This window comes from Pseudomonas vanderleydeniana, assembly GCF_014268755.2.
Lineage (GTDB): Bacteria > Pseudomonadota > Gammaproteobacteria > Pseudomonadales > Pseudomonadaceae > Aquipseudomonas > Aquipseudomonas vanderleydeniana.
In genome coordinates this window covers 3,372,696-3,394,874 of record NZ_CP077093.1, presented here as the reverse complement: position 1 = coordinate 3,394,874, position 22,179 = coordinate 3,372,696, and the positions used below count along the sequence as shown (strand labels likewise).

Below are 22,179 nucleotides of genomic sequence, written 5' to 3'. Positions count from 1 at the left end.
CGGGGCGCGGACTGCAACCGCGCCCTCTTGGGGAGAATGATCAGGCGGTGGCGACCTTCGCGGCCGGGGCGCTGGCGAGCGGCCTGACGCTGGCGGCCCGGCGCTGGCCCGCATCCTCGTAGTGCTGGTAGCCGCGCTGGGTGGCGATGTGGCAGGCCACGTGCCGGGCGTCGTGCCACACACCCCAGATGAACGCCGAACCACGACGCGATAGCCATGGCAGGCCAACGAAATAGATGCCCGGTTCCTTGCCGACGCCGCGCTGGTGCTGGGGCTTGCCCTTGGCGTCGAAGGCATCGACCTGCAGCCAGTTGTAGTCCACCGCGTAGCCGGTGGCCCAGATGATCGAGTTGACGCCGGCTTCGGCCAGGTTCAGCTCACGCAGCGGCTGGCTGATGCACGGCGAGTCGGCGACGCGCTCACGGGCACTCGGCTCCAGCGGCAGGTCCAGGCCGTTGCGCTCGATGTAGGCATCGGCAGCGTCGAGCAGGGAAAGGTAGTTTTCATCGCCATTGGCGAGGTTCTCGACCAGGTCCTGCTTGAACACCACGGTGTTCTCGTTGAAGGACTCGGTCAGCCCGACCAGGGTCATGCCGGCCTGGGCCAGGCGACGGAAATCCACGGTATGACCGCCACGGGCGCCGCTCACGGCGATGGTCACGTGTTCGCGACCCGCCTGCATGGTCTCGGTGTCCCACAGGCCGAGCACGCCCAGCCACCAGCAGAAGTCGCGGTTGCGGTAGGCACGCGGCGGACGATCATGCGGGCCGACGGAGAGGTAGACCTGCTTGCCGGCGCGCAGCAGTTCTTCGGCGATCTGTACGCCCGACGAACCGGCCCCCACCACCAGCACCGCGCCTTCAGGCAGTTGCTGCGGGTTGAAGTACTGCGCCGAGTGGATCTGGTAAAGACGCTCGTCCTTGGGCGCGATGGCCGGGATCACTGGTTTCTGGAACGGACCGGTGGCCGCCACCACACGCTGCGCACGAAGGGTGCCTTCGGAGGTTTCCACGGTGAAGCCCGGGCAATCGGCGTTGCGGGTCACCCGCTTGACGGTGACGCCGGTATGGATCGGCGCGTTGATCTTTTTCGCGTAGGCCTCGAAATACGCGGCCACCTGCTCCTTGCCGGCGAAGCCGTCGGGGTCGATGTCGAATTGCAGCCCCGGGAAGCGGTCATGCCAGGCCGGGCCGTTGGCAACCAGCGAATCCCAGCGGCCGGTGCGCCAGGCTTCGGCGATGCGATTGCGCTCCAGCACCAGGTGCGGTACGCCTTGCTCGCTCAAGTGCTCGCTCATGGCTACGCCGGCCTGGCCAGCGCCGACCACGAGGGTATCGATTTCGATGTTATCCAATGACATGAGTTATATCCTTCACCAGGGCTTTGGTGTATTTGAATGAACAGTAGTTGTTAGCCCGTTGCAGCAGATTAAGTAGCGCCTGGTCATCGGTAAATTATTATTAAGCTTGTGCCTGACCATAATTATCTGATATCGCCAGACAGGCTGTTTCAACTTCGGATAGAACAACTTCCAAACCTGAAAACAGGCTTGGAAGTTCAACATCAATGAGCAACTTGCAAGTCGTCGTGAAGCAGGCCGAGGATGTCGCGCTTCATCTCGATGAATTCGCGTTCCATCACCATGTCCATGTCACGCGGACGCGGCATGGGCACATCGAGTTCGCGCTTGATCCGCCCCGGTCGGGCGCCCATCACGTAGACCCGGTCGCCGAGCAGAATGGCCTCGTCGATGTCGTGGGTGACGAACACCACGGTCTTCTTGCTGTGCTCCCAGACCCGCAGCAACAGCTGCTGCATCTGCATGCGGGTCTGGCTGTCGAGGGCGCCGAAAGGCTCGTCCATCAGCAGGATCTGCGGGTCGTTGGCCAGCGCCCGGGCAATCGCCACCCGTTGCATCATGCCGCCGGAGAGCTGCTTGGGATAACGCTCGGCGAAGGCCGTCAGGCCAACTTCGTCGAGGTAGTAGTCGACGATCTCCTTGCGCTCCCGGGCGCCCATGCCCTTGCGCTTGAGACCGAAGGCGATGTTGTCGCGCACACTGAGCCAGGGAAACAGCGTATAGCTCTGGAACACCATGCCGCGGTCCGCGCCCGGGCCCCGCACTCGTTGCCCGCCGACGTGGATGTTGCCGGAAGTCGGTTCGGCCAGCCCCGCCGTCAGGTACAACAGGCTCGACTTGCCACAGCCGGACGGCCCCACCAGCACGGCGAATTGTTGATCCGGCACATTGAGCGAGACGTTTTCCAGCGCCGTGAAGGTGTTGCCGTCGGAGCTGCGATAGCGCAGGCAGACCTGATCCACCTGTAGCCGAGGCTGCGTCGTTTCTGGTTTTCTGACCGGATTGACCGGCATTTGCACTGCAGTTACTGCGCCCATGACACCACCTTGAGCCGAAGCACGCGAAACAGTTGATCGGTCAGCAGGCCCAGCAGGCCGATAACCGCGATAGCGAGGAAAATCACGTCGACCTGGAAGCCGCGCATGGCCTTGAGGCTGATGTAGCCGAGGCCGCTGGACGCCGCGACCAGTTCGGCAACGACCAGGTAGGTCCAGGCCCAGCCCATGGTGACCCGCAGGGTATCGAGCACACCCGGCAAGGACGCCGGGCCGAGCACGTGCAGGATCACGTCACGACGCGAGGAACCGAGGGTGTAGGAGGCATTGATCAGGTCCTTGGAAACGCCCTTGGACACGTCGGCGACCATCACCAGTTGCTGGAAGAAGGTGCCGAAGATGATCACCGCGACCCGCTGCTCCAGGCCGATGCCGATCCAGAGGATGAACAGCGGCACGAACGAAGTCACCGGCAGGTAGCGGATGAAGTTCACCAGCGGCTCGAGGAACGCCTGCACCACCCGGAAACTGCCCATCAGCAGCCCCAGCGGCACGGCGACCAGCGAGGACACGGCAAAGCCGATCAGCACCACCTCGACGCTGGCCAGCACGTGCTTGCCCAGGGTGCCATCGCCGGCCAGGCGCAGGCCCGCCTCGACCACCGCCCCCGGCGTGGGCAGGAACATCGACGGTACCACGCCGCCGTAGGACAGCCCGGCCCACAGGCCGAACACCAGCAGCCAACCCAGCGCACTGGTGCTGAACACCAGGGCCGTCGGCAGCTCGACTTTCGGGGTCAGGCAGCGGCTGACCCATGATTGACGATCGATCATCGGGAGCCTCCGCCTTATTGCTTCACGAAACGGGTGTCGACCAGGTCGCCGTAGGAAACGTCCAGGGTCTTGTTCTGCAGGCTGCTCCAGGTGTCGTCGGCCAGGCGGATGATGCCGGCGATGTCACCCTGCTTGCCGGGCGTGCCGAGCAGTGCCTCGCTCATGGCCTGGTCATAGAAGCGCACGCCCTTGGCGGCCGCGGCCAGCTCCTTGGGATCGGCCAGGTAGCCACCGACACCCTTGGCCATGATCTTGTAGGCCTCTTCCGGATGGTCATGGGTGTACTGCACGGCCTTGTACAAGCCCTTGACCAGTGCCTTCACGTCATCGGGCTGCCGGTCGATCACATCGCAGGACAGCGCAACCACGTCGACGATCACGCCTGGCGTGGCGCTGCTGTCGACCAGGACCTTGCCCTGGCCCTTCTCGCGTACCAGCGACAGGTGCGGCTCCCAGGTCACCGCCGCCGGAACGCGGCCGGCGATGAAGGCCGTGGCGGCATCGTCGGCAGTCATGTTCTGCACATCGAGGTCCGCCATGCTCATGCCGTTCTGCTTGAGCAGGTACGACAGCCAGAACTGTGACACCGAACCTTCGTTCACGGCCACCGACTTGCCCTTGAGTTCCTTGAGGCTGGCAACGTCCTTGCCCACCAGCACGCCGTCGCCGCCGTGGCTTTCATCGAGGGCGGCGACCGCGCGGAAACAGAAGTCCTTGCTGCGGTACTTGAGGACTTCATCGATGGTCGAGGCCGAGCCCGACAGCTTGCCCGAGGCCTGGGCGGCCATGTACATCGACGCTTCTTCCATGGTGGTCAAGTTGACGTCCAGTCCCTGCTCCTTGAAGTAGCCCAGGTCCCGGGCCAGGTACAACGTGCCATAGCCGACCCAGGTGGTGTGGCCGATGGACAGCGTGCCCGCCTCGGCAACACCGGCCGTGCCCACGACCAGCGCCGTGGCCAGAAGGGTTTTATGAAAGGAAACTTTATGCAAGGTCATTGACATGATGGAACGCACTCCCGCTGCCTGTTGGGTTGTTTGTTATTTATCTGGCAGTACCGGCCATGGGCCAAAAAAGGATTGCATCGCGCCCGCTTCGAAAGAGCCGGCGGCAAGTTGTCGCTGTGTTGCCGTTAATACTCACCCAGGCGTGCCTTGGACGAAAGCATCAAATATATGGAGGGGATATAGGAAAAATATAAAGGTCAGTCACGAAAGTTCATTGGCGGCAGAGAAAGTGCATGGCGGCCTCTCTCCCGAACCATGCGAAGACAGCATGACGACCGGGGCGACGGCGACACCTCGCCGCGCCCCGATTGGTCTGTCAGCCGCGCAGCTGGAACCAGGTGGTCTTGAGCTGGGTGTACTTGTCGAACGAATGCAGCGACAGGTCGCGGCCAAAGCCCGATTGCTTGCCGCCACCGAACGGCACGGTGACATCCAGCGCATCGACCGTATTGACCGACACCGTACCGGCCTTGAGTGCCCGCGCGACACGGTGGGCACGGTTGAGGTCATCACTCCAGACCGAGGCCGCCAGGGCGTAGAGGCTGTCGTTGGCCAGGCTCACGGCCTGTTCCTCGGTATCGAACGCACTGACCGCCAGCACCGGACCGAAGATCTCCTCGCGCGCCAGGCTCATGCGGCTGTCGACGTTCGTGAAGACGGTCGGCTCGATGAAGTTGTCCGAACCGCCAAAGGTCAGGCGCCGGCCGCCACACACCAGTCGTGCGCCCTCCTCCCGTGCCTGGTCGATGGCCTGGACAATGCGCGCACTCTGCTCGCCGTCGACGATGGCCCCGGCACGGCTGGCCGGGTCCAGGGGATTGCCGGGCAACCACTGGCGGGCCTTGGCCTGCAGGCGCTCGACGAACTCGTCGTGAATCGAGCGCTGCACGTACAGGCGCGAGTTGGCCGAACACACCTCGCCCTGGTTGAAGAAGATCCCGAACGCGGCCTTCTCCGCCGCCAGGTCCAGGTCCTGGCAGTCGTCGAACACCAGGTTGGCGCTCTTGCCACCGCACTCCAGCCACACCTGCTTGAGGTTCGACTGCGCGGAATACTGCATGAAGTACTTGCCGACCTGGGTCGAGCCGGTGAACACCAGGCAGTCCACGTCCGGGTGCAGGCCCAGTGCCCGCCCGGCGTTCTCGCCCAGGCCCGGGACCACGTTGAGCACGCCTTCCGGCAGCCCGGCCTCCAGGGCCAACTCGGCCAGGCGCAGGGCGGAAAACGGCGATTGCTCGGCCGGCTTGAGCACCACGCTGTTACCGGCCGCCAGCGCCGGGGCCAGTTTCCAGGCGGCCATGTCGAGCGGGAAGTTCCACGGCACCACCGCCGCCACCACGCCCAGGGCCTCGCGGGTGATGGTCGCCAGCACGTTGGGCGCGGTCGGCGCGACCTGGTCATACAGCTTGTCGAGCGCCTCGCCATACCAGGCGAAGACGTGCGCCGAGCCCGGTACGTCGATGTTGTAGGCATCCATGACCGGCTTGCCCATGTTCAGCGAATCGAGCAGTGCCAGCTCTTCGCGGTGGGCCATGATCCGTTCGGCCAGGCGCAGCAGCACCTTCTTTCGCTCACCCGGTGCCATGCGGGCCCAGGGGCCCTGCTCGAAGGCACGACGGGCACTGCCGACCGCCAGATCGACCTCGGCCTGGCCACAGGAGGCCACACGGGCGAGCAACTGCCGGGTGGCCGGGTTGATGGCATCGAACGTGGCCTGGCCGGCCGCGCTGACCTGGCGGCCATCGATCAGTGCCTTGTCACGAAAGCTCAGGCCGGCGGCCCGCTGTTGCCAATAGTTGAGGTCGTTCATACGCACTCCAAGCGACCGTCGAGGCGGTCTGTTGTTGTTTGGCCGGTGCCGTCACCTGACGGGCTTGCGGCGGTGGAGTGCATTCTGGTTGGCCCCCAGGCGCTGCGAAACCAGCATTTTCCTGTACCTTGAACAGGAAAAAACTAAGGCCGCGCCGGCGGGATCCAGATGATCCTGCCGGTGCAGCCGCAGCGGGTCCGAAGGGGAACGTGATTATTGCGCGACCTTGCCACGCGGGTCGTCGATGTGCTGCTTGGCAACGTCGTAGCGAATGCCCTCGCGGTCGAGGATCCGCACTTCCCTGACGACCGTGGCGAGCGCGTGCAGGAAGGTTTCCGAGTGCTCATGCCGCTCATAGGCGGCCTCGTCGGCCCAGCCTTCGGTCAGGTGGAAGGTGTTCGGGTTGCTCAGGTCCTGGGCAAAGGCGTAGTAGATGCAGCCGGGCAGCTTCTGGGCCGCGAGCATTTCCGGAATCACCGCATCGATGAAGGTCTGCCGGTCATCGGGGTGTACCCGGTAGTAGGCGCTGACCAGGATCTGGGTCGGCAGGGTCTTGTCGTGGTCGGATGCAGCGTCTTTCTGAAAGGTTTGCATGGTCATTCTCCAGGTCTCGAAAAGGTGATCAGGCCGCGTCGCTGGGTGCGAAGGCCGTAGCGGCGGCAACGGTGTCCATCGACTCGCGCAGCAGCTGGATCTTGCCGTCACGGGCGACCAGGCGGCCGGCGTAGGACTGGCGGTAGATACGCCCGGTGGCCGGCACCAGGGCTTCCACGTCGTACTCGGCGAACGCTTGCTCGGGGGTGTCGATCAGGAAGCGGACACGGCGGAACTTGAAGTCCGGCACCTTGTTCAGCAGCGAGGCGATGAACGCCTCGATCTGTTCCGGGCCCTCGACGCGGCTGGTGATGCCCAGCGATTGCAGGTAGGGAATTTCCAGGGCGCCGTCCTGGGCGAACAGTGCGGCGGCGGCACGGGGATTCTGAATGGAGTCCAGGTACATCTGGAGCAGTTGCACGGCAGTTTTCATGGGAGGTGTCCTTGGGTGATCGATTCGTTTGCGGCCAGTGACTGGCGGCGACGGAATGAACTTTAACCAAGGACCCACAAATCCAAAATATCAAAGATAGAAAGCTACCATTTCATTTATGAAATGATTGGGTGCACGGTCACCCTGCCCTACCTTGGCCAGCGCCAGGAAGGTTCGCTGAGGTGTTCGGCAAAGAAATCCGAGAGTGCCCGGATCTTCACTGGCCGTGTGCGCGCTGACGGCGTGACGAAGTACAGGCCACCGCGGGTCATGCTCCAGTCCGGCAGCAGGCGTACCAGTCGACCGTCGGCCAGGTATTCGCTGGCAATGAACTCCGGCAGTTCGGCGATCGCCAGCCCTTCCAGCAGCACCGGGATCATCGCGTCGGAGTTGGTCACCCGCAGCGGGCCGTTGGGGACGACATCTTCTTCAGCGCCATTGTCATGGGTGAACCGCCAGATCTGGGTACGCGCGCGGTAGGCGTAGCTGAGGCACTGCCGATTGGCCAGCTCACGCGGATGCTGCGGTATGCCGTGCTGCTCCAGATAGGCAGGCGACGCCACCAGGAACTGGGTCACTGCGCACAGCCGCCGGGCGACCAGCGAAGAGTCCGGCAACGCGGCGATGCGCAAGGCCGCATCGAAGCCGTCCGCAATCAGGTCGACCGACGCATCGGACAGATGCAGATCGATCGACAGTTCCGGGTAACGGCGAATCAATTCGGGCATCAGCGGCGCCACCCAGCGCAGGCCGAACGACATCGGGATAGCCAGGCGTACCTGTCCACGGGGCTGCACCGACAACTCCTGGGCCTCGCTTTCCACCTCTTCGGCCTGGCGATAGATGTCCCCGGCCTTGGCCGCCATGCTCAAGCCGAACTCGGTCAGCGACAACTGCCGCGAGGTGCGGTTGAACAGCCGGCCACCCAGCCGTTCTTCCAGCCGCGCCACGGCCCGCGACACCGTCGGCACCGATACGCCCATGACCCGGGCGGCGGCGGCGAACGAGCCTTCCTCAGCGACCTTGGCGAACATCGCCAGGCCTTCGAAATCAGGTAATTTGCTCATTTCATTTCTGCAACGATAGGTTTCAGACAATTCTATTTTGAAAAATCAGGCCCGTCGATAAGCTTCTCCCATCGCAGCAAACAACCACTTGGAGAAACATCATGATCGGCAAACTTGAAGGCAAAATCGCAGTTGTCACCGGCGGCACCACCGGCATCGGCCTGGCCACCGCCAAACGCTTCGCCCAGGAAGGCGCCCACGTCTACATCACCGGCCGCCGCCAGGCCGAACTGGACGCCGCCGTGGCCCAGGTCGGCAACGCCACCGGCGTGCAGGTCGACTCCACCCGCCTCGACCAGCTCGACGCCCTGTACCAGCGCATCCAGGCCGAGCGCGGCCAGATCGACGTACTGTTCGCCAACGCCGGCGGCGGTTCGATGCTGCCACTGGGGCAGATCACCGAAGAGCACTACGACGACACCTTTGACCGTAACGTCAAGGGCGTGCTGTTCACCGTACAAAAGGCCCTGCCACTGCTGGCGAACAACGCCTCGGTGATCCTCACCGGCTCCACCGCCGCCAGCTCCGGCACTGCGGCCTTCAGCGTGTATGCCGCGTCCAAGGCCGCCGTGCGTGCCTTCGCCCGCAACTGGATCCTGGACCTGAAGGACCGCAACGTTCGCGTCAACACCATCAGCCCGGGCGCCACCCGCACCCCCGGCTTGGTCGACCTGGCCGGCCCGGATGCGGCGCAGCAGCAGGGCCTGCTGGATTACCTCGCCTCGCAGATCCCGCAAGGACGCGTGGGTGAGCCGGAAGAGATCGCCAGTGCCGCACTGTTCCTGGCCTCCAGCGATGCCAGCTTCGTCAACGGTATCGAACTGTTCGTCGACGGCGGCCAGGCGCAGATCTGACTTGAACGCGGGCCGCCTTCCAGCGGCCTCGCCAGCCCACTTTCAAAGGAAATAAACCATGAAAACCGCAAAACTCGCCCTGCTGGGCCTCTCCCTCGCCACAGCCTCGATTGCCCAGGCCGCTACCCCCACCACACCAGCTGAGGCCCCTGAGGCGCTGCAGGTATCAGCCATCGACCACGTCGGGATGAACGTGCCCGACATCGACTCGGCAGTGAAACTCTTCACCGACCTGGTCGGCGCCAAGGTCATCTCGGACATCCGCCCGGGGGCCATTCCGGCCGAATGGAAGCAGCAGTTCCGCTGGAATCCATCCAGCAAACTGGAGCGCTTCGTCATGCTGCAGCTGGAAGGTGGCGCCAAGGTGGAACTGTTCCAGTACAAGGGGCCGAAGATCAACCACGTGCAACCCCATGAAGACGATATCGGCGCCACTCACTTCGCCCTGCGCACCCAGGACATGGCCCGCAGCCTCGCCGTGATCAAGGCCAGGGGCCTGAAGGTACTGAACGAGCCGATCACCAACCCCGATGGCGTGCAGTGGTTCTACTTCCTGACGCCGTGGGGCTCGCAGATCGAGTTGGTGTCGCTGGCAGCCCAGTGATCGACCTGTCGTCTTGGCAAGCCCACCATCGGATGGGGTCTGAAGCAGAACTGATACCGCTTATCAGAAACAACGATGGTGGGCCCTTTAAGCGTTCTATTACCCATTACGCTAAACAGTATCAGAAATTCTGATACTACAAAGACACATACTGTTTCAATAATTCTAGCGTCGTACACTCGCTGACATGCCAGGAAATAAAAACTGGCTCCATAAATACAAGAAGCAAGTGGTGACACGATGAGCAGTCAAGTTTCATTCGAAGATCTTCCGCTGAGCCGATTCCATCTACGAACGGTATTCAGTGGAACAGGAGGACAGTTCAGCGACGGATTCGTACTGGGTATTATCGGCATCGCCGTGAGCATGGCGGCCGGGCCCTTGCAGCTCAATGCCCTGTGGATGGGCCTGCTGGGCGCCGCCTCCTTGGCGGGTCTGTTTCTTGGCAGTTTGTTCGGTGGTCCCATTGCCGACAAGTTTGGTCGTCGCACCCTCTTCGCCTGGGACATGTTGCTGTTTGCAATCATCTCCGCCTCACAGTTCTTCGTCACTTCCCCTGAACAACTACTGGCCCTGCGCTTATTACTCGGCCTGGTACTTGGCTTCGATTATGTCGTCAGTAAATCCCTGGTCACCGAGTTTGCCCCTCGGCGTTATCGAGGACGCCTGCTCAGTATTCTTGCCGCGGCCTGGGCCGCCGGTTATGTCGCCGCCTATCTGGTCGGCTTCGCCGTACGTGATACCGGTCCCGATGCCTGGCGGCTGATGCTCGCCCTCAGCGGCGTGCCAGCCCTGCTGATTCTCCCCCTGCGCCTGGGCGTACCGGAGTCGCCGATCTGGCTCATGGCCAAGGGGCGCACCGAAGAGGCGATGGCGATCATTCGCAGCAAGTTCGGCGAGCACGTCACCCTGAGTGCCGCAACCCCTGCCGCCAGCCAGAAACGGGGCGGCATGGCCGAGCTGTTCAGCCGGCGCTGGCGCAAGCACACCCTCGTCGGCTGCGTGTTCTACACCTGCCAGGTCATTCCGTTCTTCGCCCTGGGCACCTTCTCGCCGCGGGTACTGGAAGCCCTCAATGTGCAGGACAAGTTCGTCGGCGGGCTGGTGTACAACGTCCTGCTGATGGTCGGCGCCCTGCTCGGCCTGATGATCATCGACCGGATTTCCCGTCGCGCCTTCCTGATCGGCACCTTCTACCTCAGTGCCATCGGCCTGGCGGTGCTGGCCTACGCCGGTTTCGGTCCGGTCGGCACCATTCTCGCGTTCGGCTTCTTCGCCTGTGTGCTGGCGGCGGCCGTGAACCTGGAGTTCGTCTACCCACCGGAGCTGTTCCCTACCCACCTGCGAGGTTCGGGTATCGGTCTGGCCGTGGCTTCGAGCCGCTTCGGCTCGGCATTCGCCACCTTCCTGCTACCGATCGCCGTTCAGCAGCTGGGTATCCAGACGGCGTTGGGGGTCTGTGTCGCGGTACTGGTGTTCGGCGGTGTGTTCTGCCACCTGTTCGCCCCGGAAACGAGCAAGGAAGAACTGGCCGGCATGACCGCGGTCAGCGACGACAGCGACGCCCGCCCGGCCATGCCACTGGTGACAGCGGCCGGCCAGGAAGGAAAGATTCGCTCCTGAATCCCGACCCAACCCAGTGAGAACGCCCATGCCCGCCAACAAACTGATCGACATGCATGCCGTACAGGTCTTCATCTGCGTGGCTGAAGAAGGAAGCATGTCGGGCGCCGCCAGCCGCATGGGGATCTCCCAGTCGGGTGTCTCGCAGATGGTGCGGCAGCTGGAGGATGAACTGGGCGTGGTACTGGTCGACCGCACCACCCGCCCACTCACCCTCACCTCCTGGGGCGTGGCCCTGCGAAACCGCGGCGCGCTGCTGGCCGAGGAGTTGTCGAACCTGAAGGTCCAGGTGCTGGAAGCCGGTCGAGGGGTCAAGCCCGACCTGCGCCTGGGCCTGGTCGATTCGTTCGCCTCCACCTGCGGCTCGATGTTCACCAAGCGCATGCTGGGCCAGGCGGCCCAGCTTTCGGTACGCACCGGGCTCAGCCCGCAACAGGGCGAAGCCTTGCTGCGACGCGATCTCGACCTGATCGTGACCAGCGACCCGCTGATGGATGCCAGCGATGTCGTGCGCTACCGGCTGTTCTCGGAGCGCTACTTCGTGATCACGCCGACGACACAGCGCAAGCCATTGAACACCATCGAGGAGGTGCGGGCCCTGGCCAACGTGCTGCCGGTGGTGCGCTTCAACCATGCCTCCCAGGTCGGCCAGCAGATCGACCGGCACCTGAGAAGCCTGAACATCCGGGTACCGAACTGGCTGGAACTGGACAACGCCGACGCCCTGACCTCGATGGTCGCCGAGGGCATTGGCTGGGCCGTCACCAGCCCGATGTGCTTCCTGCAAGCCAGCACCTGGGCCCGCAACGTGACCGCCCACGTGATACCGGAACTGGGCCTTGAGCGCTCGCTCTACCTGGTCGCCAGACGCAACGAATACAGCGCCTTTTTCGCAGACGCCTGCGAAGCGGCGCGCGACGTCATCCTCGACACCTTCCTGCCCAACCTCAAGGCCCTGGGCCAGGGTGTCGAGGCCCTAGTGAAATTTGATGAGGGTAATATCCGTGAGTACTTTTGATCACCGCAACGCCAGGGTTGAACAGGACTACGTAGGGGAAGTCAGCATCCCCGGCGACAAGCTCTATGGCGTGAACTCGGCGCGTGGCCTGGAAAACCTGACGGTATCGCCCCTGACGGTGGCCCACTACCCGGCCTTCCGTGACGCCTTCGCCCAGTGCAAATGGGCCGCGGCCCTGGCGAACCGCGACAGCGGCGTGCTCGACTCCACGCAGTGCGATGCCATCGTGCAGGCCTGCCAGTCGGTCATCGCCGGCGAGTGCGACGACTCGCTGATCGTCGACCTGCTGGAAGGCTCGGGGGGTACCTCGACGAACATGAACTTCAACGAAGTGATCGCCAACCGTGCCCAGCAGGTCCTCGGCCACCCGGCCGGGCGCTATGACATCGTGCACCCGAACGATCACGTCAACATCTCGCAATCCACCAACGACGTGTACCCGGCCGCGCTGAAGATCGCCACCTATGCGATGTTCACGCCGCTGATCAGCGAAGTGCAGTCGCTTGCCGTGGCGTTCGAGAAAAAGGCCGAACAGTTCGCCGATATCCTGCACCTGGGCCGCACCTGCCTGCAGGACGCCCAGCCCATGCGCCTGGGCCAGCTGTTCTCCGGCTACGCCTCACTGACCCAGCGCCTGGCGGCCGAGCTGGCGGCCGTGCGCGACAAGCTGCGCACCCTGCCCCTGGGCGGCACCGCCATCGGCACCGGCTTCGGTGCACCGGCGGCCTACCGCAAGGCGGTCTACCAGCACCTGTCGGCCATCACCGACGTCGAGTACCTGGCACCGTCGAACCCGTTCGATGCCATGCAGAACATGGATGTGTTCTCGCGTGTGTCCGGCGAACTGCGCACCTGTTCCGCGTCGCTGGCCAAGGTCGCCGCCGACCTGACCAAGCTGTCCTCCGGTCCGGTCGGCGGGATCGGCGAGCTCAAGCTGCCCGAGGCGCAGGCCGGCTCCTCGATCATGCCGGGCAAGGTCAATCCGGTACTGCCGATGGCGATGATCCAACTGAGCTTCGCGGTGATCGGCAACGACGTCGCCGTGGCCCAGGCCGTGCAATACGGCGAGCTGGAGATCAACCATTTCGAGCCGGTGGTTGCCTCGCGGGTGTTCGACAGCATCACCCTGCTGACCCAGGGCATCCGTCGCTTCCGCGAGAAGTGCATTGCCGGTATCACCGCCGACGCAGAGCGCAACCTGCAGCACCTGACCGACTCGATGGCCGTGGCCACCGCCCTGGTCCCTCAGCTGGGCTACGCCAAGGTCAGCAAGCTGGCCCGCCAGTCGGTATCGGAAGGCCGCTCGCTGCTGGCGATCATGGAAGAATCCGGGGTCATGACCCGGGAACAGGCCCTGGCCGCCATCGAAAAGGCTTCTCATCCAGTGTTCGAAGGTTGAGAAACCCGGTGAGGTGGTCGCCAGATCACCTCGCCGCCCGGGTGGACGTCCTCGTCCGCCCCGCTTGCCCCCCAAAAAACAACAACCCTTCAGAGTTCGCTCCGCGAGCTCAGCCTACCTCTGCCCCAAAAACCAGAATGCAGGTGAATAATGAAAATTCTAAAAGTAGGTTTTACCGTCTTGTTCGCTTCGGTCATGACCGTCAGCCAGGTCATGGCGCAGTCTTCGGCCAAACCCACCGTGGCCGTCCTGGCAACGGGTGGCACCATCGCCGGCACGGCCGCACAGCAGAGCCAGACCACCGGTTACAAGCCTGGCGTACTGACGGCGCAGGCACTGATCGCCTCGGTCCCGTCGCTCGGCGAAGTGGCCAATGTCACCGCCGAACAGGTGGTCAACGTCGGTAGTGACAACATGGACAACCCGATCCTGCTCAAGCTGGCCAAGCGCATCAACACACTGCTGCAGCGTGATGACGTTTCCGGCGTGGTGGTCACCCACGGCACCGACACCCTGGAAGAGACCGCCTATTTCCTCAATCTGGTGGTCAAGAGCGACAAGCCAGTGGTCGTGACCGGCTCTATGCGCCCTTCCACGGCCATCGGTGCCGACGGACCAAGCAACATCCTGCAGGCTGTGGCGGTCGCCGCCTCGCCGCAAGCGAAAGGTCGTGGCGTGATGGTGGTGCTCAATGACCGGATCGGTTCGGCCCGCTTCACCACCAAGACCGACGCCAACGCCCTGGACACCTTCAAGTCACCGGAAGCCGGAGACCTCGGTCGCCTGGTCAACCAGGTACCACTGTTCGAAACCCAGGTTGCCAAGCGCCACACCGTGCAGACGCCCTTCGATATCTCCCAGCTGGACACACTGCCCAAGGTCGACATCCTCTACGGCTACCAGAACGACAGTGGCTACCTGTATGACGCCGCCGTACAGAACCATGCGCAAGGGATCGTGGTGGCTGGCGTCGGTGCCGGCAGCGAATCGAACTTCGTTCTGCCGGCCATTCGCAACGCCATCCAGAAAGGCGTGGTGGTGGTGCGCTCCACCCGCGCCGGCAGCGGCTACATTCCGGAAGACGATGCCTATGTGGGCCTGCTGGGCGACACCCTGAACCCGCAGAAAGCGCGGATCCTGCTGATGCTGGCGCTGACCGTCACCCACGACCCGGCGAAGATCCAGCAGATGCTGCACACCTTCTGACAGCCCTCAAGCACAGGACGACGAACGCCCTGACTCAAGGGCGTTCGTTTTTCGGCGAGTCCATCACGATATGGCTGGTGATCGATGACACATGCGGCAGCACGCCCAGCACATCGGTGTGAAAGGTCTTGTAGGCCTTGATGTCCGCGACCTCGACCCGCAGCAGGTATTCGATGGCCCCGGTGATGGTGTGAAACTCCACGACATCCGGTGACTGGCTGATGGCCCGCTCGAACGCCTCAAGGCTGTCCTTGGTGTGGCTGGACAGGCCGACCGTCACATAGACGATGAAGCCGGCGCCCAGCTTGCTCCTGTCGATCACCGCCCGGTAGCCGGTAATCACCCCCGAACGCTCCAGTTCCTGGACGCGCCGCAGGCAGGCGGAAGCGGACAGCCCGACCCGCTCGGCCAGCTTGACGTTGGTCTGGCGTGCATCGCGGGAAAGCTCGCGCAATATTTTTCGGTCGATCTTGTCAATATCTGTCATTTATTGCACCAAAGCTCAATCCACGCACCATTATGCAACCAACGTGCGTGATACGAGCAATAAAATAACCACCTTCCCTTATCGATCGTTGAAGGTGTTCATGACTGATCTCACGGTGCTTGTCGCGTTTCTACTTTTTGCTGTGGTCATGACCGGGACCCCGGGCCCGAACAACGCCATGGTACTGGTCTCCGGGGCGCGGGTGGGTGTCTGGCGCACCCTGCCACTGGTAGTGGGAATCGCCTTCGGTGTCGGCGTACAGTTCGCGATTCTCGGGCTCGGCCTGGGTGAACTGTTCGAGGCCGTGCCGATGATCCATACCGTGCTGGCGGTGCTGGGCGCCGGGTACATTGTCTGGCTTGCCTGGAAGATTGCCAGCAGCGGCCCACTGGCGTTGCAGCAGGACAGCCGCCCGCCAATGGGCTTTCTCGGTGGCGCGGTGTTCCAGTGGATCAACCCCAAGGCCTGGGCACTGTCGATCAGTGCGGCGGCGACCTACATTCCGGTGGAAAACCACGTCGTGAATCTGTGCATCGCGGCGGCGTTGCTGACGGCGTTGTCGATTCCTTGCGTCGGCATCTGGGCGGTGGGTGGCGTGGCGTTTCGCAAGTGGCTGACCCGGCCAAGGTTCGCCCTGGTCTTCAATGCGGGAATGGCGGTGACGTTGTTGATGGCGACCCTGCCGGCGATCTGGCGGCTGATGAGCGTCTAGCTCGCAACACTTGGTAAAGACACGAAACGGCTTTCCGATAATGCGCCGATTTCCTACTCAATATTGGCATGGAAGAACGTTGTCTGCGCTTAACGTCGTCACTAGAGTCCAAAAGTCGCTGCAAACTCGGCGACCGAGCTTGGTAACCCGGATATGAATAGGCGCACAGCGCCGCGAAGTTGTGTCGCAGCGAGTGTGGATGAGTCCCATGAACGCAATAGGAGATTCACCATGATCAAGAAAACCACTCCCACCCCTTGCAGCACCTCCAGCCTCGAAGAAAAAGCCGCCTATCTGCGCAAGGTCATGCATGATTCGCTGGCTCAGATCAAATCGACGTCCCCTTGCGCTCAAACACCCGCACTACTCGAAACGCTCGGCAGCACCTCCTTCAGAAGCGTCGAGGCCGCGCCATCCATGACGCCGCTGTTCTGCGTACAACCAGGCGTAAGCGCGCAGGCCGCACTGACGCAGGTATCGGAAATGCTCCGCTGCGCCGAACTCAACGCCGATGAAATCTGCCCACGCCTGCAGGGCTTCGAGCGGGAGCTGATGATGGGGTTGATTCACTCGGTCGGGCTGTCGCGGGCCGTGGTGGATGCGCTGCTCGATGGCGCGCCCTCAGCTACCTGAGTGCAGTGATGGATAGCGGCGACAGGCATGGAAAGCGTGCAATGCGGAGGGCGCCGCGCCTGAGCACTGCGGGCTGATCCGGAGCCTGTGTCGATGGCGACGCCCTCTTCGCGGATAAATCCGGCTCCCACAGGGGCTCTGTCGCACATAAAATAGGCGGCTGGCGCAGTACCTGTGGGAGACGGCGCACCGGTTCATCCGCGAACAGGCCAGCAGAAACAGCACAGGATCCGGATCAGAACAACCACTGCGGTCACCGGTCAGTGACAAGCCAATGCCCTGCACTCAACCACAGGGCTTGCGCCCACAAATGCCCCATACCCGACCCGAAATCTCCTGAACCCTGACCGTCAACGGCGACACGATCTCCAGCTTGCCCGTCTCGTCCGTCAGCGGCGCCGAATCCCTCAGGCTGATCCGCACTGCGGCCTTCATGATCCAGGCGTCGACATTCGCGTCGCCCGAACCCTTGGTCAGCGTCACCTGCGGCGTGCCGCTGTCCGAAGTGAAGCGATAGGTCAAGGTGACGCTCTTGTCCTGCCCACTGGCATTCACGGCCTCAAGCACTTCGCGCACGAAGAGCCTGCGGTTCTGCTCCTTCAAAAAGCCCTTGAGCCAGACCTGTCGAAAGCGTGTCGCCTGCGCCTCGTTGAGTGGGTGGCCCTCCTTGCGCAGGCTGTCCATCGCCTTCCAGGCGTCATCACCCACGTACCGGGTGGTATCCAGGTAGAGCGTCAACGCCCCCGGTATATCCTGCGACCCGCCCTTGCCCTGCGCCATGAGCCGTGCAAGCGGCAGCGCGGCGCTCTTGCCCGAGCGTTGATACAAGTCGCGCGCCTTGGCGTAGTCGACAGGCTCGCCTTCGCCGCGCTCGGCCATCTGCCCCAGCAAGACGTTCATGGACGGATCCAGCGCCGCCGATTCGGCGAACAGTACTCTGGCCTTGCCCAGGTCCTGATCGACACCGTAGCCGCCCTCCTCGTACATCTTGCCCAGCGCCACCTTGCACTTGGCACTGCCATGGCCAGCGTAACGTTCGATGTAGCGCAGGTTTTCCCGCTCGAACGGCTGCTTGCCAGCCAGGATCAGGCAGCGCAGCCCCACGATGGGAGAGTCGACATCATCCGGTCGCCCCAGGCCCTGACAGCCCACGAGCGCCGCAAAAACGGGAACCAGCAACAAGGTTCTCAACATGGCTTCCCTGCATCCTTCAAGATCACAGCCTGCGGTTACTCGTGCCAACGTGCTCAGAGCGACATGACCATCTCATGCCAGGCCATGCCGCCGTGGTCGGATGGCGACGGTCGCACATACGCATAACCCATCTTGCGATACAGCTCGACATGCTGCTCCTTGCACATCAGGTGGATGGTCTGCTTATCCATCGCCTTCATGCGAGCGATGAACTCGTTCATCAGGAGCTTGGCGTAACCCTTGCCCTGGTGAACGGGGTCGACCACCACCGACATGATCACCACGTTGGGGGCCACCGGGTCATGGCCGACCAGTTCCTTGAACGCTTCGTCGGACATCACCACTTCGTGGGCGCACCCACTGTTGATGAAGCCGACGATGCCACCGTCCGCCTCGAGCAGCAGGAAACCCTGCGGGTACTGGTCGATGCGAGTGCGGATTTTCTCCAGGGTGGCGGCTTCGTCGCCCTCGTACGCGCCGATTTCAATCTCGTAGCAGCGTTCGGCGTCCTGGGCGACAGGTTGGCGCAAATGCAGGTTGCTCATGAATGGGTTCCATAAAGTGATCCAGCGATTGGCCTATGGTAAATGACCAGCCTCCTGCATGCCCTGCATTCTTTTCAGCACAGGATTCAGGTACAGCAACGGGGCAGGCACCGCACATCAAGGTGCAGGTGGTCTACCCGGGGCGCCGCGATTCCCTGAATTCCTGTTCGCTCCCATCTCACTGATTTTCGTCTTCAGCCAGGGTTCAAGTCAGGCCAATGAGCCAGATGCTTCTCGATGGAGTCGCTCAAAAATTCGGAAAAGCTGTTCCAGGGCTGCGTCACGGCGCACTCCCCTTCAACATACTGAAAGATCGCGGGGTCATCGGCGCCGGGCATAAAAAACAGAACCTCATACCCCTGGTGCATGCAGAATGCCTTCGCATCATGCGGATAGAGGTCAGGGAAACCGGAATCAGAAAACAACGCCTTCGCTGCAGCGTTCAACTGTAGTAATTCCGGATAAAACATAGCGCTACCCGCAAACAGTTTCCCCGCAGACCGCCCCGCTACCATCAGGAAATCACGATAGGCCCTTGGCAGCCTGCCGCCGTGGCTTTTTTCGACCCCAAGAATCTCTTCCTCATTGCAACCGACAAGGCTACCCCTTGAAATAGCGCCTCTGCGCTCCAAATCGAAAAAAATCGTTCGAACATCACTCATTGCCGTGGCCTTCCGGTCGTCACATCTACGACCACATCAGGGAATCTTTGCCGAAATTGCTCGACGACTCCATCACAGGAAACACAGAGTCGCAGCTCAGAATAAAGTGCCACGGCCCCTTTAGACGACGCAGTCATATCAGCGGCCATCGCTGAGAGAATCTTGTATTCAGAGTCCAGTTCCCTTGAGTTATCACCCGTTCGAACGGTATCAAATATTTTTATCACGGGAGCACTCACGGTTCCTGCACGCTCGCGTGCTCCACTGATGCCGATGAGTTCACTGCTTTTCCCATCGATAGTAAATCGAGCCACGGCCACGTTCCTGTTGGGATACAACTCATACTGCTTGCGGATTTCAGCAACCCGCTCGATAAAACCAGTACTCAAACCCGACAGCCCGCGAGTCCCCATGGCCCCGCTGAAGGCAGCGGGCCTGATCGGGATGGGGCGCTCAGGTGCCTGATGGGCACCCACGTTTTTCACCCCTTGCAACTGACTGGCGAGCCGCTCGTGCGGTTGAGGCGAAGTGGGGAGTTTCGCCTGCTGCAAACCCAGGTGTGCCCTGGACGGCGCGGGCCGGGGTGCGCCTTGCAGTATCGAGGCGTAGGTCGGCGTGTTTTGCGCGACTGCCAGCGACTGTCCCAACAAGGTGACGTCGCACCGGACCCGGTCGATCGGTGGGCCCGGAACGGTCAGCAGGGGCACACTGCCCGCGCCGCCAGTATTGTGATGAATCGGCATGCTGCTCGTCCCATCCAGGGCTTGCCAAGGAACCCGTCCCTGCTGCGCAAGCGTGGAGAACCCACCAATGAAATCCCTACCTCAACAGATGCCCCCTTGGCCTATTCAGGTTGAAACCCCAGAGCAATCGATCTGAAACAGGACTACTGTCTCTCACCTGAATGGAAAAAAGACTACAAGCAACCCTGGGTCCACACTGTAAGAAAACGCCCCTGGCGGCGTGGTGCGAATCACCGGCTCTGGAACACGCCACTGGGCACGAAGGCATAACGTTCCAGCCGAATGAAGAAGGTCATGCGATCGCAGCAGCGGTCGTCGTCGAACCAGGAGGCACGTTCCATCATCAGCAGCGCCGTGCCGCGCTTCCCCGCCAAGTGCGCGGCCTTCTCGCAGTGGCCTTCAAACAGCGTCCGCACCCCGTGTCATCCCCCTGCATGAACGAGAGAGCCGTGTTGTGTCGTGGCCTTGGGCGAACTCGGAAAAAGACTGTTGCAGATAGGGCTTTGACAGCCCCCGCCCGCATTCGCCATTGTGTGGACGCATACCGCTGATCCTGTCAGCACCATGCCGATGTAGCCTGGACCCGAGAGGCTACGCTGCGCCAGTGCGCAGGGTCCGCCTTCAGGTCGCAGCGCTTCCAGTCATGCGACCGATCGACTTCTGTCGAGGGAAGCTTGCCGTGACGCCGCTGTTCTCCCCTACCCCTGCATCCGTCCAGAGCAGACGCTCAAGGACAGAGCACGACCTGCTGCATCGTTCACTACCTCAACCGGGAAATCACCTCCCGGTCAGGACCGGTGGTTTCTCTCGACAAGGAGAAGTCATATGTCCCAGATGCAACAGACAGGCGCTGCCTTCAAGTACGCCATCATTCTGACCCCGCTGCTATGGAAGAAGGCCATCAGGGATTACAAGGGCCAACGGGGATCAACCTTCGCAATCAGGCTACGCGAGCTGCTTCAGGCCGCGGCCAAGGCTCACAGCCAGGCGCCCGAAGCCGAGCAGGTGTTTTTCAACCTGTACCCGCTCATGGAGAAACGGTTCCGTCTGAAGCTGGTACTCACTCTGTTGAGTGCTGACCCAGGCTTGCCGTACCTGCTGCTTTCGCTCAAGGAGGAGTGGACCGAGTCACCTTTGGAATCTCTCCCTCGGTGATCCTCAAGAAGAAGCCCGACATTGTCGGGCTTCTTCTTTCTGCGCGGTGATCAGGACGCAGCAGCGATGGCGGCCGCCACCCTGGACACGTTCGCCCCATTCAGGCCAGCAATGCATACACGGCCATTGCGGATGAAGTAGATCCCGTACTCATCACGAATGCGGTCCACCGCCCCAGGAAGCAGCCCGGTGAAGCTGAACATGCCCTTCTGCGTCAGAAGGTAATCGGCGTCGCAGTCCGGCTTGAGGCTCTTGATCCGGTCATGCAGTGCATGACGCATGTCTTGCATGCGCTGGCGCATGCCGTCGAGCTCCGCCAACCACTCCTGGCGCAACTGGGCATCGGCCAGGATGATGCTCACCAGCTCGGCGCCAAAGCGTGGCGGGTTCGAATAGTTGGCCCGCACCGTCCCCTTCAACTGCCCGGCCACCCGCTCAGCAATCCCGGCGTCCCGGCAGAGAATCGACAACGACCCCACACGCTCGCCATACAGCGAGAACACCTTGGAAAACGAGTTGCTGACCAGCCCGGTGATCCCGGCACGGGCCAGGGCGCGAATGGCATGGCTATCCGCCTCCAGACCATCTCCCATGCCGAGGTACGCGGCGTCAAGGAACGGAATCAGCTTGCGCTCGGCGAACAGGCCGATGAGCGTGTCCCACTGGCCCGGCGACAGGTCCAGTCCGGTCGGGTTATGGCAACAGGCATGCAGCAGCACGATGCTGTGGGCCGGCAACGAGTCGAAGCACTCGAGCATCGCCTCGAAGTCGATCGAGCAGCCGGCCTCTTTCAGGTATGAATAGCGATGGACCTCGAAACCGGCCCCCTTGAAGATCGCCAGGTGGTTGTCCCAGGTCGGGTCGCTGACCCACACCTGCGACTGCGGATAGTAACGCTTGAGGAAGTCCGCACCGATGCGGATGGCCCCCGAGCCACCGACACTCTGGATCGTGGCGATTCGCGCACCGTGCACGACATTTTCCTCTGCGAACAGATAGTCCTGCACCAGGCCGCGGAACGCCGGCAGGCCATCCATGGGCAGATAGAGGTTCGGCGTTTCCGCGCGGGCATCGAGCACAAGCTTGGCCTTCCTCACCGACTCCAGTACCGGCACGTTACCGTTCTCGTCGTAGTAGAAGCCGATACTGAGGTTGACCTTCTCGGCACGCGGGTCCTTCTGGTAATCGTCCATCAGCGAAAGAATGGGATCACCTGGGTAAATCTCTACCTGATCAAGCACGGTC

The 22,179-nt window shown here is 62.4% G+C and carries 23 protein-coding genes and 1 pseudogene; 9 read left to right on the top strand and 15 right to left on the bottom strand.

Annotated features, from left to right (window positions below):
• Positions 1 to 40: 40 nt before the first annotated feature.
• The 8 genes from HU752_RS15450 to HU752_RS15415 form a co-directional block, all read right to left on the bottom strand.
• Positions 41 to 1,360, bottom strand: a complete 1,320-nt coding sequence (locus HU752_RS15450) for a flavin-containing monooxygenase (RefSeq protein WP_186676908.1) — start codon at positions 1,358 to 1,360, stop codon at positions 41 to 43.
• Between the two features lie 203 nt (positions 1,361 to 1,563).
• On the bottom strand, positions 1,564 to 2,397 hold the full coding sequence (locus HU752_RS15445; protein ID WP_186676910.1) for an ABC transporter ATP-binding protein: 834 nt from the start codon (positions 2,395 to 2,397) through the stop codon (positions 1,564 to 1,566).
• The gene (locus HU752_RS15440; protein ID WP_186676912.1) at positions 2,385 to 3,188 is read right to left on the bottom strand and encodes an ABC transporter permease; all 804 of its coding nucleotides are present in this window, start codon (positions 3,186 to 3,188) and stop codon (positions 2,385 to 2,387) included. The genes HU752_RS15445 and HU752_RS15440 overlap by 13 nt, the downstream gene beginning before the upstream one ends.
• A 14-nt stretch (positions 3,189 to 3,202) precedes the next feature.
• A complete protein-coding gene (locus tag HU752_RS15435) occupies positions 3,203 to 4,186 on the bottom strand; it encodes an ABC transporter substrate-binding protein (protein ID WP_186677176.1) in 984 nt (327 codons plus the stop codon).
• A gap of 325 nt (positions 4,187 to 4,511) precedes the next feature.
• Positions 4,512 to 6,005 carry an aldehyde dehydrogenase gene (locus HU752_RS15430; RefSeq protein WP_186676915.1) on the bottom strand — a complete coding sequence of 498 codons (1,494 nt, stop codon included), beginning with the start codon at positions 6,003 to 6,005 and terminating at the stop codon, positions 4,512 to 4,514.
• A gap of 213 nt (positions 6,006 to 6,218) precedes the next feature.
• Positions 6,219 to 6,599 (bottom strand): putative quinol monooxygenase, encoded by a 381-nt coding sequence (locus HU752_RS15425; protein WP_186676919.1) that lies wholly within the window; start codon positions 6,597 to 6,599, stop codon positions 6,219 to 6,221.
• A gap of 28 nt (positions 6,600 to 6,627) precedes the next feature.
• Positions 6,628 to 7,032 (bottom strand): nuclear transport factor 2 family protein, encoded by a 405-nt coding sequence (locus HU752_RS15420; protein ID WP_186676922.1) that lies wholly within the window; start codon positions 7,030 to 7,032, stop codon positions 6,628 to 6,630.
• Positions 7,033 to 7,181: 149 nt separating this feature from the next.
• Positions 7,182 to 8,099 (bottom strand): LysR family transcriptional regulator, encoded by a 918-nt coding sequence (locus HU752_RS15415; RefSeq protein WP_186676925.1) that lies wholly within the window; start codon positions 8,097 to 8,099, stop codon positions 7,182 to 7,184.
• A gap of 101 nt (positions 8,100 to 8,200) precedes the next feature.
• On the opposite strand from HU752_RS15415, the gene HU752_RS15410 reads away from it, so the two are divergent.
• The 6 genes from HU752_RS15410 to HU752_RS15385 all read left to right on the top strand — a co-directional run bounded on the left by HU752_RS15410 (position 8,201) and on the right by HU752_RS15385 (position 14,803).
• Positions 8,201 to 8,953, top strand: a complete 753-nt coding sequence (locus tag HU752_RS15410) for an SDR family NAD(P)-dependent oxidoreductase (RefSeq protein WP_186675347.1) — start codon at positions 8,201 to 8,203, stop codon at positions 8,951 to 8,953.
• 58 nt (positions 8,954 to 9,011) lie between these two features.
• Positions 9,012 to 9,557: a VOC family protein gene (locus HU752_RS15405; protein WP_186676944.1), complete on the top strand. Its 546-nt coding sequence runs from the start codon at positions 9,012 to 9,014 to the stop codon at positions 9,555 to 9,557.
• Between the two features lie 240 nt (positions 9,558 to 9,797).
• A complete protein-coding gene (locus HU752_RS15400; protein WP_186676946.1) occupies positions 9,798 to 11,180 on the top strand; it encodes an MFS transporter in 1,383 nt (460 codons plus the stop codon).
• Positions 11,181 to 11,208: 28 nt separating this feature from the next.
• Positions 11,209 to 12,198 carry a LysR family transcriptional regulator gene (locus HU752_RS15395; protein WP_186676948.1) on the top strand — a complete coding sequence of 330 codons (990 nt, stop codon included), beginning with the start codon at positions 11,209 to 11,211 and terminating at the stop codon, positions 12,196 to 12,198.
• Complete coding sequence (locus HU752_RS15390) at positions 12,185 to 13,597, top strand: aspartate ammonia-lyase (RefSeq protein WP_186676958.1); 1,413 nt, start codon at positions 12,185 to 12,187, stop codon at positions 13,595 to 13,597. The genes HU752_RS15395 and HU752_RS15390 overlap by 14 nt, the downstream gene beginning before the upstream one ends.
• A gap of 150 nt (positions 13,598 to 13,747) precedes the next feature.
• Entirely contained in the window at positions 13,748 to 14,803 is a 1,056-nt protein-coding gene (locus tag HU752_RS15385; RefSeq protein ID WP_275959762.1) for a type II asparaginase, read from the top strand.
• A 34-nt stretch (positions 14,804 to 14,837) separates the two neighbouring features.
• Here HU752_RS15385 and HU752_RS15380 read toward each other — a convergent pair whose 3' ends face one another.
• Positions 14,838 to 15,290: an Lrp/AsnC family transcriptional regulator gene (locus HU752_RS15380; RefSeq protein ID WP_186676960.1), complete on the bottom strand. Its 453-nt coding sequence runs from the start codon at positions 15,288 to 15,290 to the stop codon at positions 14,838 to 14,840.
• A 100-nt stretch (positions 15,291 to 15,390) separates the two neighbouring features.
• Here HU752_RS15380 and HU752_RS15375 point away from each other — a divergent pair, with 100 nt between their 5' ends.
• Both HU752_RS15375 and HU752_RS15370 read left to right on the top strand, forming a co-directional pair.
• Positions 15,391 to 16,002, top strand: coding sequence for a LysE family translocator (locus tag HU752_RS15375; protein WP_186676963.1), 612 nt, complete (start codon positions 15,391 to 15,393; stop codon positions 16,000 to 16,002).
• Between the two features lie 231 nt (positions 16,003 to 16,233).
• Positions 16,234 to 16,635, top strand: coding sequence for a DUF6124 family protein (locus HU752_RS15370; RefSeq protein ID WP_186676965.1), 402 nt, complete (start codon positions 16,234 to 16,236; stop codon positions 16,633 to 16,635).
• 285 nt (positions 16,636 to 16,920) lie between these two features.
• Here the strand turns inward: HU752_RS15370 and HU752_RS15365 are convergent, their stop codons facing one another.
• The 5 genes and pseudogenes from HU752_RS15365 to HU752_RS15345 form a co-directional block, all read right to left on the bottom strand.
• Positions 16,921 to 17,829 (bottom strand): tetratricopeptide repeat protein, encoded by a 909-nt coding sequence (locus HU752_RS15365; RefSeq protein ID WP_186676967.1) that lies wholly within the window; start codon positions 17,827 to 17,829, stop codon positions 16,921 to 16,923.
• A gap of 53 nt (positions 17,830 to 17,882) precedes the next feature.
• The gene (locus HU752_RS15360) at positions 17,883 to 18,374 is read right to left on the bottom strand and encodes a GNAT family N-acetyltransferase (RefSeq protein WP_186676969.1); all 492 of its coding nucleotides are present in this window, start codon (positions 18,372 to 18,374) and stop codon (positions 17,883 to 17,885) included.
• Positions 18,375 to 18,568: 194 nt separating this feature from the next.
• On the bottom strand, positions 18,569 to 19,036 hold the full coding sequence (locus HU752_RS15355; RefSeq protein WP_186676971.1) for an SMI1/KNR4 family protein: 468 nt from the start codon (positions 19,034 to 19,036) through the stop codon (positions 18,569 to 18,571).
• The gene (locus HU752_RS15350) at positions 19,033 to 19,779 is read right to left on the bottom strand and encodes a deaminase domain-containing protein (protein ID WP_186676972.1); all 747 of its coding nucleotides are present in this window, start codon (positions 19,777 to 19,779) and stop codon (positions 19,033 to 19,035) included. Before HU752_RS15350 ends, HU752_RS15355 begins: the two co-directional genes overlap by 4 nt.
• Positions 19,780 to 20,009: 230 nt before the next feature.
• Positions 20,010 to 20,162: pseudogene (locus tag HU752_RS15345) on the bottom strand (GntR family transcriptional regulator); the annotation flags it as partial.
• A 442-nt stretch (positions 20,163 to 20,604) separates the two neighbouring features.
• On the opposite strand from HU752_RS15345, the gene HU752_RS15340 reads away from it, so the two are divergent.
• On the top strand, positions 20,605 to 20,934 hold the full coding sequence (locus tag HU752_RS15340) for a hypothetical protein (RefSeq protein WP_186676974.1): 330 nt from the start codon (positions 20,605 to 20,607) through the stop codon (positions 20,932 to 20,934).
• 50 nt (positions 20,935 to 20,984) lie between these two features.
• On the opposite strand, the gene HU752_RS15335 is transcribed toward HU752_RS15340, so the two are convergent.
• Positions 20,985 to 22,175, bottom strand: coding sequence for an amino acid aminotransferase (locus HU752_RS15335; RefSeq protein ID WP_186676976.1), 1,191 nt, complete (start codon positions 22,173 to 22,175; stop codon positions 20,985 to 20,987).
• Positions 22,176 to 22,179: the final 4 nt, after the last annotated feature.